The organism is Polynucleobacter difficilis, assembly GCF_003065365.1.
Taxonomy (GTDB): Bacteria; Pseudomonadota; Gammaproteobacteria; order Burkholderiales; family Burkholderiaceae; genus Polynucleobacter; species Polynucleobacter difficilis.
Genome location: NZ_CP023276.1, coordinates 552,820 through 567,050 on the forward strand (window position 1 = coordinate 552,820; position 14,231 = coordinate 567,050).

Below are 14,231 nucleotides of genomic sequence, written 5' to 3' on the forward strand. Positions count from 1 at the left end.
CTTAGTTACCGCCGAAGGATCTCCGTTGGCTTCCCGCTGCTTTTGGCTTACCAAAGCGAGGACCCGTTGGGCGTGAATCGCCCGAGCGAGCGCCTGCTGGCTTGGAATCAAAACGACCGGTAGGGCGTGAATCGCCTGAGCGTGCACCCGATGGTTTGGAATCAAAACGATTGGCTGGACGTGAGTCGCCCGAAAAACCGGCTGGCTTGGAATCAAAGCGTGGCGCTGGACGGGAATCGCCACCGCTGCGCGACTCAAAATGACTACCACCTGAACGGGATTCAAAACGACCACCGGAGCGATTACCAGGACGCGAGTCAGAGCGTGCGCCAGGACGGCCACCCGAGCGGCTACCAGGACGTCCACCGCCACCACCAAAGCTAGGCTTGGCTTGTGGCTCAAGACCTGGAATCACGGAAGCAACGATGTCTTGCTGGGTAAAGCGTTCGATGTTCCGAATCTTGGCACGATCGCGATGTTCAACTAAGGTAATAGCTATGCCGTTACGACCAGCACGACCCGTACGACCGATGCGGTGTGTGTAATCTTCCGGCTTCATTGGCAAGCCAAAGTTAATCACGTGGCTGATGCGGGGGACATCAATGCCGCGCGCAGCAACGTCAGTAGCAACCAAAATCTTGGTGTGGCCTTTACGCAGGGATTCGAGGCGACGCATACGAACCGCTTGTGGCATTGCGCCGTGCAGTGCAGTTGCTTCGTAACCATTGGCACGCAAGGTGTCGGCAATCTTCTCGCTTTCCACTTGAGTGCTTGCAAATACTACCGCTTGATCCACGGTGGGATCGGTTAAGAGGTGCTCTAACAAGCGGTGCTTGTGCGCCATGTTGTCAGCCCAATGCATTTTTTGCTCAATGTTGGAGTGCACGTCACCGGCTTGCGCGAGCTCAATGCGCTTTGCATCATTGGTCAATTGGGTAGCCAAGGACATCACTTTAGGTGCAAAGGTCGCTGAGAACATCAGGGTTTGAGTGCGCTGCTTGCAACGCTCATCAATGGCCTCGAGGTCATCCGCAAAACCCATGTCTAACATGCGGTCAGCTTCATCAATCACGAGTTGCTTGACGTCATCCAGGCGAATTGCACGGCTGTCGCTCAGGTCGAGTAAACGACCTGGAGTTGCAACGACGAGCAATGCACCTTTGAGTGCTTGGATCTGCTTGCCGTAAGGCATGCCGCCCATCACAGTTGCGATCCGAATGCCTTTAAAGCCGCGGGCTAAGTTAATGGCATCGGCAGCGACTTGTTGGGCTAGTTCACGGGTTGGGCACAGTACCAATACTTTTGGCTGTGCGCGGCCAGGAACAGGCGAATTGCTTGGGTTGCTCGCCAGCAATTGATTCAATAAAGGAAGTAAAAAGGCAGCGGTTTTGCCGCTACCGGTTTGGCTGCTGACCAAGAGGTCGCCGCCAGCCAAGGCCGCAGGAATAACCTGTGCTTGTACTGGAGTGGCTTGGGTAAAACCCAATTCAGCTACGTTTTGTAAGAGGGGGGCTGCTAAGCCAAACGATGCAAATGCATTGGCGCTAGAAGTAACGACAGATACCGTTACTTTTTCGCCTGCAGGAACATCGGTATGCGAGTCAGTTGACCCAGTGTGGTTTTCATTTAAAAAAGTCATGCAAATCACATCCCCGTCGGGGATGTCTCCGGTTGTGCGCCTCAGTATTTTAAAGGGCGCGATGGTCTAGGGCATCGACCATCAGACAAGCGGCAGCGGTGTGTTTATTGCTACTAAACTGATTCGCTGAATATGTAAATTGCTGGGGACGATGTTTCAAAAAGCCCTCCATTATGGCATGGTTCCACCCTAAGGGCAATCCCTAGGGTATTGAATCTGATTATCATCGTTTTATGGGCTTTTTACTGCATTGGACTGACTTCGGCATCATTCACTTCCCCAGTTACCTGCTGGGGGCGATCCTCATTATCTTGCTGCCAGGACCCAATTCGCTCTACGTTCTAGCTTTATCCGCAGAAAAAGGTTGGCGTAAAGGGATCTGGGCATCGGCTGGAATTGTGGTGGGTGATGCCATCATCATGCTCAGCGTTACCTTGGGCGCAGCAACCGTACTCGCATCCTCACCTCTCATCTATGGAATGCTTCGCCTCCTGGGTGCAGGCTACTTAGCGTGGTTGGGCATTGGAATTATCCGCGTTGGGTTGGCACGCTTGCAGGCTAAGGGGTCGACTGCAAACACGTCTCGTCTGCCACAAGCGGAGGCAATCCTGCGCCTCCATCCTTTTTTAGCGGCACTGCTACTGGCACTCACGAACCCCAAGGCCATTTTCTTTTTCATTTCTTTTTTTACGCAATTCGTTGATCCTGACTTTCATCAGCCGGCGCTCGGTTTTTTCTATCTCGCAGTCGTGACTCAATTGATTAGCATGGCGTATTTGGCCGCTCTGATTGCGGCGGGTCAGCATTGCTTGGGCTTGGTAAAGAGGCATCCCCGGATTGCAGCCAGCCTGTGGCTGGCAACCGGAGTGCTCTTTATTGCCTTTAGTCTGCGTTTACTTCTTGAGTTGCTTTAATAAGCGCGCTACTTTTTTTCCATAGGGTGGATGGACTGCGCTAGTGCCGCGCAACCAATTGAGTCCAAACAAACCGCGAACCTGAAGTACTGGCTTGTAGTGACTGAAGGCATCAAATCCGGCTTTGCCGTGGTATGCGCCCATGCCGCTAGACCCAATGCCACCAAAGGGGATGCCATCGCATGCGGCATGCAACAGCACATCATTGACGGTGATGCCGCCAGAGCGGGTATCGGCAATCACGCGATTGAGATTCACCTTATTCTTTCCAAACCAGTAGAGCGCCAGTGGCGTAGGTGAACTTCCTGCGTTGATGAAATCAATCATGGCTGTTGTACTGGCTACACCATCCGCAACCGAGATGATCGGCAGAATGGGGCCGAAGATTTCTTCTTTCATTACGGCGGATTTCGGAGAAACCTTGCTCAGTGCAACCGGTTCAAAAACTCGCCCTGACTCAGTATTGGGTTCGAGTAAAGGTGTCACTATTGCGCCATGGGCAATCGCATCGTCGACTAAAAAATGCCAGCGCGCCGTTTGCTCTGGATCAATTGGGCCCGTGAGCATTTCAGGTTTAGCAAATTGAGCTTGTGCCGCCTTCATGAGTTCAGTCAGGAGTGCATCGTGTTGTTGCTCGCCAACCAGAACGTAGTCCGGCGCAATGCAGGTCTGCCCGCTATTGAGTAATTTGCCATACACAATGCTGCTGGCTGCATCGCCTAAATTGGCGGAAGCATCCACGAGTGCGGGAGACTTGCCACCCAGCTCTAAAGTGATTGGTACCAGATTATCAGCAGCGGCGCGCATCACTTTTTTACCGATGGCAGTGCTGCCACTAAAGAACAGGTGATCAAAAGGTAGTGCGGCAAAATCGGCTGCGGTGTTGGCATCACCCGTCGTCACGCTGAATTCAGTGAAATGAAAATACTCCTGAATCAAGGTCGCCAAAAACCCCGAGGTACGGCTGCTGCGCTCCGATGGTTTAAGCCAAACGCGATTGCCGGCAGCCAATGCGGCAATGGCCGGCGCGAGCGTCAACAAGATGGGGTAGTTCCAGGGACTCATGATGCCCACAATGCCCTTGGGCTGGGCTTGCATCCAAGCAGTCGAGCTTGATAGGTAGGCTGGGGTGTCTAAATGAATGGGTTTGAGCCATTCTTTAAGGTGTTTTTTGGTATACCGGCAGGCCTGATAAATTTGACTGAGTTCTGCCAGCTGGGTTTCCATCGGATGACGGTGACCAAAGTCAGCAGCAACTGCCTTGCAGAGCTTTTCTTCATTGGAGCGCAGCATCGCCTCCACGCGGCCAATCCGTTCCAGGCGTTTCTCAAGCGTAGAGTGCGGCTCCGCTGCATACGCTGCGCGGATTTCATCAAGCTGGATGGTCAGGCGATTCATAGAGGGCAATATCAGTTTGACGGGTCTAAGTGGGTTTGTGCAAATATAGCAATAAGGCATTAGGATAAAGCCATGGATGAAAAACAAATGACTTTTGAGACAGCAACCCTTGGGGGCGGCTGCTTTTGGTGCCTAGAGGCGGTCTATCAGCAGGTGCGCGGCGTGCATTCGGTTGTGTCTGGCTATGCTGGCGGCCATGACACAAACCCTAACTACGAAGCCGTGTGCTCGGAAACCACCGGTCATGCTGAGGTCGTGCAAATCCAGTTTGATCCAGCGATTGTTTCCTATCGGGAAATCCTCACCATCTTTTTTGTGATTCACGATCCAACTACCCTCAATTACCAAGGTCATGATGTGGGCGCGCGTTACCGCTCGGTTATCTTCACGCACTCCGATGCGCAAATGGCAGCGGCACAAGCGATAGTTGCAGAAATGGGCGATGAAAAAATCTTTCCAAGGCCGATTGTCACCATCATTGCCCCGGCTCCGATCTTTTATCCAGCCGAGGATTACCACCAGAATTATTTTGTCCAGCACCCAGGACAAGGATATTGCATGGCAGTGGTTGCGCCAAAGCTCGCTAAGTTCCGCGCCACCTTAAAAAGCTTGATCAATCCTGCTTTTAATTAAGGCGCTAGTCGTGCAATCGACCAGCCGCTCTCGCTGCGGCTATAGCAAATGCGGTCGTGCAAACGCGAAGGCCTGCCTTGCCAAAATTCAATTTGATTTGGAGTCAGGCGGTAGCCGCCCCAATGGGGTGGGCGAGGTGGGTTATCACCATGCTCCGCCTTGAACTGCCGCTCCTGGTTTTCTAGAAACTCACGACTGGGGATGGCGGCGCTTTGCGGCGAGGCCCACGCACCAATCCGCGAAGCCGGCGGCCTAGAATGAAAGTAGGCATCGCTTTCAGCGGCGCTCACCCGTTCGACGGTACCGTTAATGCGCACCTGCCGCTCTAGCTCGTGCCAATGAAAGAGTAAGGATGCATGGGGCTGTGCAGCCAGCTCCTTGCCTTTTTGGCTTTCGTAATTGGTGAAGAAGGTAAAACTACCGTGGTCTGCTGCTTTTAATAGGACAATACGGACAGATGGAATGCCGGCTTGATTTGCGGTTGCCAATGCCATTGCATTGGGCTCAGGGCATTGCGCCTGGACTGCTTGCTCGAACCAAGTCTGAAAAAGGCTGAACGGTTCCTGCGGTACGTCTTGTTCGGACAGTTCGCCGCGGGTGTAGTTTTTACGTAATTCAGCAATGGATTCCATGTTTTAAGTATAAAGAGATGCGATGACGATGGAAAACTTTCAAATACCGCCGCCGGATGAGGAGTTAGGCTCACCAGATCGCCGTTTCGGTGGGGTGGCCCGTTTGTATGGCGATGCTGCTTTAGCCCAGTTTCAAAGGGCTACCGTAGTGGTTGCCGGTTTGGGAGGCGTCGGCTCTTGGGCTGCTGAAGCCCTTGCACGATCCGCAATTGGCCATTTAGTCTTAATTGATTTTGACCACATTGCTGAGAGCAATACTAATCGCCAACTGCATGCACTGGATGGTCAGTATGGCAAGGCCAAAGTCGATGCCATGGCCCAGCGCATTACCCAAATCAATCCCCATATTCAGCTGACCTGCCACGATGCTTTTTTAGAGCCGGATACGCTCGATGCACTGATTCCAAGTGACGCTATCGTTTTGGATGCAACCGATTCAGTGCAAGTCAAAATTGCCCTTGCGGCTTGGAGTGTGGCGAATCAACGTTTACTCGTCATGTGCGGCGCCTCCGGCGGTAAAGCGGATCCGACTCAGCTGCGTTGCGATGATTTATCCAGAACGGAGCAAGATGCACTTCTCGCTAAGGTGCGTGTTGGACTGCGAACCGATCATAGTTTCTCGCGCGATTTAAAAAAGAAGATGGGCATTCGGGCGGTGTATTCCAAAGAACCCCGCGCCGGTGCTGCTACCGGAGGTTTAGCGTGTTCTGGTTACGGCTCGGCAGTCACTGTCACAGCTGCAGCCGGTTTGGTTGCTGCTGCTGAAGTTCTCTCTTTGATTCGGATGCAACACAGCGTATCCGAGTAAAGTAATTCCATTTCATTCCCAAAGAGCGCAAATAAGCCTAGGGAATGCCCTGTAAGAAATTTCGTATTTTGTTGTAGGAAGCAATATTTATTTTGCTATCCATCGCCTGATTTAAAGGCTTCACCTTTTATTCCTTTGGCATTTTTTTAGCTTTGCTTATTTAATGAATTTTTAAGGGCTAGTACTGCGCCCAACTCCTGCCTAGACTTCGTTGCGTTGGTGCATGACCAACATCAAAACGAAAAGGAGGTTTCTCTTGCAGACAGAACAAACGGGCTTAAAACGCCATCTGAAAGTACGGCACATTCGCCTTATGGCATTGGGTTCGACCATTGGCGTTGGGCTTTTTCTGGGATCCGCTAGTGCGATTCAACTCGCAGGCCCTTCGATTCTCTTGGGGTATTTATTGGCCGGGATTGTGGCCTTCATTGTGCTGCGCACCCTGGGTGAGATGGCAGTGCATGAGCCCGTAGCCGGCTCCTTTGCTGCCTACGCCAACTCCTATGTAGGCCCACTTGCGGGGTATATGGTTGGTTGGGGCTATTGGACCTATTGGATTGTGGTGAGTATTGCGGAAGTCACTGCCGTTGGAATCTACATGGGCATTTGGTTTCCGAATATGCCGCAATGGGTCTGGGCACTTTCATCGATTATTTTGATGGGGCTCATCAACATGATTGCGGTTCGGCTGTTCGGGGAATTTGAGTTCTGGTTTTCCTTAATTAAAGTCGTCGCCATCATTGCCTTGATTGCGATGGGAGCAGCGGTTGTGTTCTTTGGTTTTACCAATGACTGGGTACCGCTGGGTTTTGATAACTTGTGGATCCATGGCGGCTTCTTTCCCAATGGGATTGGCGGTCTGTTGATGTCCTTGCAGATGGTCCTCTTTGCCTACGTTGGCATTGAAATGATTGGCCTCTCCGCTGGCGAAGCAGAGAATCCCAAGAAAACCATTCCGATGGCAATTGACTCCCTCGCATGGCGAATCTTGATCTTTTATATGGGCGCTATCTTGGTGATCTTGGCGATCTTTCCGTGGAACGAGGTGGGGCAGCAAGGTAGTCCATTTGTCGTGATGTTTGAGCGCTTGGGTTTGCGCGAAGCTGCTGGCATTGTGAATTTCGTGGTGATAACAGCAGCGCTGTCTTCATGCAACGCCGGTATTTTCAGTGGTGGACGTTTGCTGTATTCCCTGTCCATCAATGGCTATGCCCCTGAAAAGTTTGCCCACCTCTCCGAGAGCGGTGTGCCACACCGAGCTGTGATGGCGGCCGTGATGGTGCCGATGATTGGCGTTGTCCTGAACTACTTTGTTCCAGATAAGGCATTCCAGTATGTGATGGCAGCAGTCACCTTTATCGGGCTGATGGTTTGGATTGCCATTCTCTATACCCAAATGCGTTTCAGAAAATCACTGACTCCAGCGCAAGCAGAGAGTCTGAGTTATCGCACGCCATGGTGGCCTTACTCCTCCTGGTTTGCTCTTGCCTTCATTGTGCTTGTCATTGTGTTGATGGGTTTGCATGAGGATGCACGCGCCGCGTTGATTTTGGGTCCGTGCTTATTGGTGGTCTATGTCGCTATGTATTACGTCTTAGGCCTGCATCGTAAAAATAAACTGAAATAAGGAGCATCACATGATTATTGGCGTACCAACCGAAGTAAAAGACAACGAATTTCGGGTCGGCTTGACCCCAGGTAATGTCAGTGGATTAGTGGCACAGGGCCATGCCGTATTGATTCAGCGTGGCGCAGGTCAGCAGATTGGTCTCACGGATGAACTCTATCGCTCTGCTGGCGCCTCTTTAGTGGAAAGTGCAACCGAAGTGTATGCAAAGTCCCAATTGGTCGTGAAAGTAAAAGAGCCACAGCCGCAAGAATGCGCGATGTTGCGTGAAGATCAAATTCTGTTTACCTACCTGCACCTTGCTCCGGATCCATTGCAAACCAAGGCACTACTTAGTTCCGGTTCGAGCTGTATCGCTTATGAAACGGTCACCTCGCGCGCTGGCACTTTGCCTTTATTGGCACCCATGAGCGAAGTAGCGGGGCGTATGTCTATTCAAGCAGCTGCTTCCCAAATGGAAAAGACCCATGGTGGGCCTGGCATCTTGTTGGCAGGGATTCCGGGGGTTGCCGCCGCGAAGGTAGTTATTCTGGGTGCGGGGGTGGTGGGTCGAAACGCATTGCAGATGGCGGTGGGCATTGGAGCGGATGTCTGCATCATCGATAAGGATTTGGATCGCCTGCGTCAAATCGATGCCGCTTACGGCAATCGCGTTCGTACCTACTACTCCGATCCCCTGTCGATCGAGCGTGAGGTCTGTGCGGCCGATGTGGTGATTGGCGCTGTGCTCCTACCAGGCGGTGCGGCGCCGAAATTGGTCAGTGCCAGTATGGTGGCCAAGATGAAACCAGGAGCGGTTGTGGTGGATGTTGCAATTGATCAGGGCGGCTGCTTTGAAACATCACGACCAACGACGCATAGCGATCCGAGTTATTTGGTCGATGGCGTGATTCACTATTGCGTCGCTAACATGCCTGGGGCGGTGGCGCGTACGTCGACCTTTGGCTTGACGAATGCAACCTATCCGTTTGTGGAAGCCTTAGCAAACAGGGGGTTAGTAGCTGCACTGAACCACGATGTGCATTTGCGCAATGGCCTGAATGTGCATCGCGGCCAGTTGGCCTCAGAGCCGGTTGCTAGTGCTCAACAGCTGGATTTTATTCCAGCAGTTGAGTTATTAGCAGCGTAATACAGGGTAGTTAGTAATGCGAAGACAGCGGCTTAGCTCAGGTCAGTAATGAGCGAAGCCAATGTCTCGTGTGGCAAGGTTTTAACGTGCATGGGGTACTCTTTGTGATCGCAGCCCACCATCATTTGCGCGCCTGCTTTGAGGGCCTTAATCATGTCGGGTGTGAGCTCAAAGCGCATGAAATGCACTGCCGATGTTTTTTCTGCAGTCGAGCGCTCTAGATCTTCATCGGCTAAGCCGTAGACGCGGGGCTGTCCCTCTACTTCTAGAAAGATTTTGTCCTCAACGCCAACCAGCTTCGCTAAGGCAACCTTACGATCGCCTTCATTGGGGTACTCGAGCATCATGGTCGCTTTGAAGTTAGTGCCATCCGGTACGAGGGGGTTGTAGGCATCGAGCTCATCCTGAATGCCTTCTTCTTCAAAGGTTTTCTCAACACGCAGCATCTCTTGAATCTGATAACGCATTAAGAATTCGTTTTCAAAAATCATCGTGAGGTGCTCGCCCAAATGCACGGTGCGAATGCGGCGCTCTTGAATCGCCTTCTCCCGAATTTCTGGGCGATCCTTGTGGTACGCCTCCAAACTTAAGAGGCTATCGCGGGTAATTTTTGCCATGGTACTTATATTCCTGTATTCAGTTTGTATTAATCAGTCTGTTTAGAGACCGTAGGCTTTTGCCATCAAGGTGAGTGGATGCGCCATTGCCGATTTGGGCAGACCCAGCTCTTCCATACCTTGCGCAATGTGGTGACCGGCGAGCTGGCAATCGGAGCTGATGTAATCAGGCTCATTCTCGGCCATACCCTTAAACACCGGCTTACCGATCTTCATGGCCATCGCATGGAACTCTTTCTTCACGCCCCATGTACCCGAGTGACCGGAACAACGCTCTACAACATTCACTTCGGTGCCCGGAATCATCTTGAGTGCTTCAGCGGTCTTTTGCCCCACGTTTTGAACGCGTGAGTGGCAGGCAACGTGGTAGCTCACATGACCCAATTCGGTTTTGTAATCGGTCTTGAGTAAACCATCGGAGTTACGTGCAACCAAATACTCAAATGGATCCCACATGGCTTGTTTGACCAATTGAACGTCGGCATCGTCTGGGAACATCAATGGCAACTCTTGCTTAAACATCAAGGTACACGATGGAATTGGGGTCAAGATGGCATAGCCTTCTTTTGCCAATTTTGCCAATTTAGGAATGTTCTTATTCTTGTTTTCTTCAACCGACTCCAGGTCACCCAACTCTAACTTAGGCATACCGCAGCAGGCTTCTTTATCGATCAGCTCATACGGAATTTGATTGTGTTGCAGAATTTTGATCAGGTCTTGACCAATGCCTGGCTCGTTGTAGTTCACATAGCAGGTTGCATAAATCGCGACTTTGCCTGGCGTCTTACTGCCATCTTTGACTGGGAATGCAGTCGATTTCTCGGCCAGTTGCGGGAAGGTCTTTGGAGCGTACTCTGGAATCCATGCCTTTTTATCGACACCCAGCGCGCCTTCCATCACCAAACGGGCAACCCCGGTTTGGTTCACGGCATTGACCGCTTGCGTGACGATCGGAATGCCAGCAAAGTGACCCAGCTTGTCCGTGGATGACAACAACTTATCGCGGAAGGTGGTTTTATCTTCTTTGAAGGCGACGGCTTTGGCGCGCAACATCAGGTGTGGAAAATCCAGGTTCCAAGGATGTGGTGGAACGTAGGGGCACTTGGTCATGTAGCAGACGTCGCACAAATAACATTGGTCGACGACCGCCTGGTAATCCGCTTTTTGTACTTGCTCAACTTCGCCATCTTCGGTGGCGTCGATCAGATCAAAGAGGGTGGGGAAGGAGCCGCACAAGCTTAAGCAACGACGGCAGCCGTGGCATAAATCAAATACCCGCTCCATCTCTGCTTCGAGGTTGTCGCGGTCATAGAACTCTGGATTTTTCCAGTCCAAGGGGTGCCGGGTTGGGGCCTCTAAACTACCTTCGCGTGTGCTCATTTACTTCCTCATTTATATTGATTGGTCTTACTGGTAAGTTGCGATGCTTACCGCTGGTATTTGGGATTACCCTAAGTTTAGGGGCTTGTTGCTCAATAGCCAAATTGTATTAATTAAGGTTATCGATAGAAATTAACTAAATAATTGGACTGAATGGACTTTTCTGCGGTATTTCTCTCTACTGGAGTGGTTGCGCTTGCTGAAATGGGGGATAAAACCCAGCTTTTATCCCTGATGCTGGCGGCGCGCTACCCCCGCCAAGCCTTACCGATTATTGCAGGGATTCTGGTGGCCACATTGGCCAATCATGCCTGCGCGGCTTATTTCGGTCATTTAATTGCAGCTTTCTTAAGCCCTGATGCCATGCGCTGGATTTTGGGCCTGGGCTTCTTAGCCATTGGTTTCTGGCTGTTAATTCCGGATCGCCTTGATGAAGCTGGGGGCACACGGGTTAAAAATGCGGCCTGGCCTGTTTTTCTGCTCACCAGCAGTTTATTTTTTATGGCGGAGATGGGCGATAAGACCCAAATTGCCACGATCGCCCTTGGCGCGCGTTACGACGACGTCATTGCCGTCACCATTGGCACCACCCTAGGGATGATGCTCGCCAATGCGCCCGCTGTATGGATTGGGACCAAGTTTACGAACCGCGTACCCATTAAATGGGTGCATACCGTCGCAGCAGTCGTGTTTATTGCGATCGGTATTCTGACCCTGCTGTACGGTTAATGCACTAGGCTCCAAGGGCATAAAATCAGAACATGAAAACCGACCTCGCCCATTCCTTTCAGCGCCTTGCGTATTGCCCGCCCCCATTTTTGTTTGGGCAAGTTGATTTAGACATTGCTCTCGATCCCGCCAAGACGATTGTTAAGAGCCGTATAGAGGTATTACCCAATCCCGCCAATGCATTGGCGCAAGCATCTTCCTTAATCTTGCATGGGATTGATCTCGAGTTTATGAGTTTGCGCATCAACGGCACGCCACACCGCCATTTTGAATTGACGCCCGAGACGCTAACAATTCATTCGCTACCCGAGGATGGGGCCGAGCCATTTACGCTCGAAGTGATTTCAATTTGCGTACCCGAAAAAAATACCTCCCTGATGGGTCTGTATGTATCGAACGGTAATTTTTTTACCCAATGCGAGGCAGAGGGTTTTCGGAAGATCACCTATTTCTTAGATCGCCCGGACGTGATGGCCCGCTATCGCGTCACCTTACGCGCGATTAAGGCGGACTTCCCTGTGCTGCTCGCCAACGGTAACTTGGTTGCCACAGAAGAATTACCCAACGGTTGGCACAGCGCAGTATGGGAAGACCCGTTTCCCAAGCCATCGTATTTATTTGCCTTGGTCGCTGGCAAGTTAGCCTGCATTGAGGAGAGCATTACTACGGGCAGCGGAGCTACTAAGCTCCTGCAGATTTGGGTAGAACCACAGGATTTACCCAAAACCCGCCATGCCATGGATTCCTTGATTCATTCGATCCGCTGGGATGAGGCGCGCTATGGCTTGGAATTGGATTTAGATCGCTTCATGATTGTTGCGGTGGGTGATTTCAATATGGGGGCGATGGAGAACAAGGGCCTCAATATCTTTAATACCAAGTACGTGCTCGCTCAGCCCGAGACGGCAACCGATACCGATTTTGCCAATATCGAAAGCGTCGTCGCGCACGAGTATTTTCATAACTGGACAGGTAATCGGGTTACGTGCCGCGATTGGTTTCAGCTTTCACTCAAAGAGGGTTTGACGGTTTTTCGGGATCAAGAATTTTCAGCCGATCAGATGGGCAGTGAGTCGGGCAGGGCAGTGAAGCGGATTGAGGACGTGCGCCTATTGCGCCAACTCCAATTTCCGGAAGATGCGGGTCCGATGGCCCATCCGATTCGCCCCGATGCCTATCAAGAGATTAATAATTTTTACACCGTCACCGTCTATGAGAAAGGCGCTGAAGTCGTACGCATGTATCAAACCCTCTTGGGGATTGATGGCTTTCGCAAAGGAATGGATTTGTACTTTGCCCGCCACGATGGTCAGGCAGTAACCTGCGATGATTTTCGAATGGCGATGGCCGATGCCAATGGCAGAGACCTAAGTCAATTTCAGCATTGGTATAGTCAAGCAGGCACGCCACGGGTTCGGGTGCAAACCCATTTCGATGGCAAGGCGCAGCGGTATACGCTGAGCTTAAGTCAGTCCTGCCCAGATACCCCAGGCCAGAACAATAAAAAGCCGTTCCACATTCCACTGCGAACCCAGCTTGTCTTTGCGCATGGAGAGTCGGTCGATCAGTCGCTGCGCGCTGAGCGTTTATTGGAACTAACCGACACCACACAGACGTGGGTCTTTGACCACGTACCCAGTGAGCCTGTACTGTCGATCAATCGTGGCTTCTCGGCGCCGATTGTGCTGGAGTTTGACCAAAGCGAAGCTGACCTATTAACCCTCTTTACTAAAGACGACGATGCCTTTAATCGCTGGGAAGCCGGGCAGAAGTTAGCGATGCAATGGATATTGGCTGGGCGAACTCCCGATGCGGCTCTGCTCGAAACCTACCGTTTGATTTTGCAAGATCCTCAGTTAGATCCGGCATTTAAAGAATTGGCTCTGACACTGCCAGCCGAGACCTATTTATATGAGCAGTGCGCTAGCGTCGAACCACAAACGATCCACGCGAACCGCAAGGCATTTCGTGAGGCCATGGCGCAGCATTTACAGCCGGAATGGCAGCGCCTCTATGAGGCAATGCAAACGCCCGGTGCGTTTAAGCCAGATGCAGTGAGCGCAGGTAAGCGTGGCTTAAAGAATCTTGCGCTTGGAATGCTCTTAATTGCTAATCCGGCCGAGTGGGCAGAACGAGCTCAGCAGCAGTACACGCTAGCAAATAACATGACGGATCGCTACGCTGCATTAGCCCATTTGGTTCAAAACAATGCACCGGAAAGCATTGCCTGTTTAGCTGATTTTTATGAGCGCTTTGCAGATGACCCCTTGGTCGTTGATAAATGGTTCGGACTGCAAGCCACTTGCCCGCCCACACCTCACAATCCTGCCGCTAGTCTTGAGTGTGTCACCACTTTACTATCGCATCCGGCGTTTTCATACACAAACCCCAATCGGGTACGTAGCGTGATTCATTCGTATTGCATGGGTAACCCGGCGGGATTTCATATGCGGGATGGACGCGGTTACCAGTTTTGGGCGGAGATGGTGCAGAAGCTGGATGCCATTAATCCGCAAATTGCCGCACGCTTGGCACGGGCGCTGGACCGGTGGACTGTTTTTGCTGAGCCTTACCAGGGACAAATGCAAGCGGCTTTGCAAGCGGTGGCTGCGTCGAAAACGCTGTCAGCCGATGTGAATGAAGTGATTGTGAAAGCCCTAGGTAATCGCTAATGCTGGGCCATGCCTTACAAAAGTCCAGTACCTGAATTGAAACAGGCAAAATA

At 51.6% G+C, this 14,231-nt stretch carries 12 protein-coding genes; 7 read left to right on the forward strand and 5 right to left on the reverse strand.

Features of this window, described 5'->3' with window-relative positions:
• Position 1: 1 nt before the first annotated feature.
• Positions 2–1,639, reverse strand: coding sequence for a DEAD/DEAH box helicase (locus AOC34_RS02900; RefSeq protein ID WP_108468694.1), 1,638 nt, complete (start codon positions 1,637–1,639; stop codon positions 2–4).
• 233 nt (positions 1,640–1,872) lie between these two features.
• Here AOC34_RS02900 and leuE point away from each other — a divergent pair, with 233 nt between their 5' ends.
• Positions 1,873–2,553: a leucine efflux protein LeuE gene (leuE, locus tag AOC34_RS02905; RefSeq protein WP_108468695.1), complete on the forward strand. Its 681-nt coding sequence runs from the start codon at positions 1,873–1,875 to the stop codon at positions 2,551–2,553.
• Here leuE and AOC34_RS02910 read toward each other — a convergent pair.
• The gene (locus AOC34_RS02910; protein ID WP_108468696.1) at positions 2,533–3,951 is read right to left on the reverse strand and encodes an aldehyde dehydrogenase family protein; all 1,419 of its coding nucleotides are present in this window, start codon (positions 3,949–3,951) and stop codon (positions 2,533–2,535) included. The two genes, leuE and AOC34_RS02910, sit on opposite strands and share 21 nt — an antisense overlap.
• A gap of 72 nt (positions 3,952–4,023) precedes the next feature.
• Between AOC34_RS02910 and msrA the strand changes: the two genes are divergently transcribed.
• Positions 4,024–4,584, forward strand: coding sequence for a peptide-methionine (S)-S-oxide reductase MsrA (msrA, locus tag AOC34_RS02915; protein ID WP_199908312.1), 561 nt, complete (start codon positions 4,024–4,026; stop codon positions 4,582–4,584).
• Here msrA and pdxH read toward each other — a convergent pair.
• Entirely contained in the window at positions 4,581–5,216 is a 636-nt protein-coding gene (pdxH, locus tag AOC34_RS02920; protein WP_108468697.1) for a pyridoxamine 5'-phosphate oxidase, read from the reverse strand. The two genes, msrA and pdxH, sit on opposite strands and share 4 nt — an antisense overlap.
• 22 nt (positions 5,217–5,238) lie before the next feature.
• Between pdxH and AOC34_RS02925 the strand changes: the two genes are divergently transcribed.
• The 3 genes from AOC34_RS02925 to ald all read left to right on the forward strand — a co-directional run bounded on the left by AOC34_RS02925 (position 5,239) and on the right by ald (position 8,780).
• Positions 5,239–6,024, forward strand: coding sequence for a tRNA threonylcarbamoyladenosine dehydratase (locus AOC34_RS02925; RefSeq protein WP_234408140.1), 786 nt, complete (start codon positions 5,239–5,241; stop codon positions 6,022–6,024).
• 313 nt (positions 6,025–6,337) lie between these two features.
• Positions 6,338–7,651, forward strand: coding sequence for an amino acid permease (locus AOC34_RS02930; RefSeq protein ID WP_325051260.1), 1,314 nt, complete (start codon positions 6,338–6,340; stop codon positions 7,649–7,651).
• A gap of 10 nt (positions 7,652–7,661) precedes the next feature.
• Positions 7,662–8,780 (forward strand): alanine dehydrogenase, encoded by a 1,119-nt coding sequence (gene ald / locus AOC34_RS02935; protein WP_108468699.1) that lies wholly within the window; start codon positions 7,662–7,664, stop codon positions 8,778–8,780.
• A 32-nt stretch (positions 8,781–8,812) separates the two neighbouring features.
• On the opposite strand, the gene AOC34_RS02940 is transcribed toward ald, so the two are convergent.
• Together AOC34_RS02940 and AOC34_RS02945 are read right to left on the reverse strand one after the other, a co-directional pair.
• The gene (locus AOC34_RS02940) at positions 8,813–9,397 is read right to left on the reverse strand and encodes a DUF3501 family protein (protein WP_108468700.1); all 585 of its coding nucleotides are present in this window, start codon (positions 9,395–9,397) and stop codon (positions 8,813–8,815) included.
• A 42-nt stretch (positions 9,398–9,439) separates the two neighbouring features.
• The gene (locus AOC34_RS02945; protein ID WP_108468701.1) at positions 9,440–10,777 is read right to left on the reverse strand and encodes a heterodisulfide reductase-related iron-sulfur binding cluster; all 1,338 of its coding nucleotides are present in this window, start codon (positions 10,775–10,777) and stop codon (positions 9,440–9,442) included.
• Between the two features lie 153 nt (positions 10,778–10,930).
• On the opposite strand from AOC34_RS02945, the gene AOC34_RS02950 reads away from it, so the two are divergent.
• Together AOC34_RS02950 and pepN are read left to right on the forward strand one after the other, a co-directional pair.
• Positions 10,931–11,506 (forward strand): TMEM165/GDT1 family protein, encoded by a 576-nt coding sequence (locus AOC34_RS02950; RefSeq protein ID WP_108468702.1) that lies wholly within the window; start codon positions 10,931–10,933, stop codon positions 11,504–11,506.
• A 32-nt stretch (positions 11,507–11,538) separates the two neighbouring features.
• Entirely contained in the window at positions 11,539–14,178 is a 2,640-nt protein-coding gene (gene pepN, locus AOC34_RS02955; protein ID WP_108468703.1) for an aminopeptidase N, read from the forward strand.
• Positions 14,179–14,231 lie beyond the last annotated feature (53 nt).

Coding starts and splice junctions, on each gene's coding strand:
- AOC34_RS02900 (WP_108468694.1), bottom strand. CDS start 1,639: ATGACTTTTTTAAATGAAAACCACACTGGGTCAACTGACTCGCATACC.
- leuE (WP_108468695.1), top strand. CDS start 1,873: ATGGGCTTTTTACTGCATTGGACTGACTTCGGCATCATTCACTTCCCC.
- AOC34_RS02910 (WP_108468696.1), bottom strand. CDS start 3,951: ATGAATCGCCTGACCATCCAGCTTGATGAAATCCGCGCAGCGTATGCA.
- msrA (WP_199908312.1), top strand. CDS start 4,024: ATGGATGAAAAACAAATGACTTTTGAGACAGCAACCCTTGGGGGCGGC.
- pdxH (WP_108468697.1), bottom strand. CDS start 5,216: ATGGAATCCATTGCTGAATTACGTAAAAACTACACCCGCGGCGAACTG.
- AOC34_RS02925 (WP_234408140.1), top strand. CDS start 5,239: ATGACGATGGAAAACTTTCAAATACCGCCGCCGGATGAGGAGTTAGGC.
- AOC34_RS02930 (WP_325051260.1), top strand. CDS start 6,338: ATGGCATTGGGTTCGACCATTGGCGTTGGGCTTTTTCTGGGATCCGCT.
- ald (WP_108468699.1), top strand. CDS start 7,662: ATGATTATTGGCGTACCAACCGAAGTAAAAGACAACGAATTTCGGGTC.
- AOC34_RS02940 (WP_108468700.1), bottom strand. CDS start 9,397: ATGGCAAAAATTACCCGCGATAGCCTCTTAAGTTTGGAGGCGTACCAC.
- AOC34_RS02945 (WP_108468701.1), bottom strand. CDS start 10,777: ATGAGCACACGCGAAGGTAGTTTAGAGGCCCCAACCCGGCACCCCTTG.
- AOC34_RS02950 (WP_108468702.1), top strand. CDS start 10,931: ATGGACTTTTCTGCGGTATTTCTCTCTACTGGAGTGGTTGCGCTTGCT.
- pepN (WP_108468703.1), top strand. CDS start 11,539: ATGAAAACCGACCTCGCCCATTCCTTTCAGCGCCTTGCGTATTGCCCG.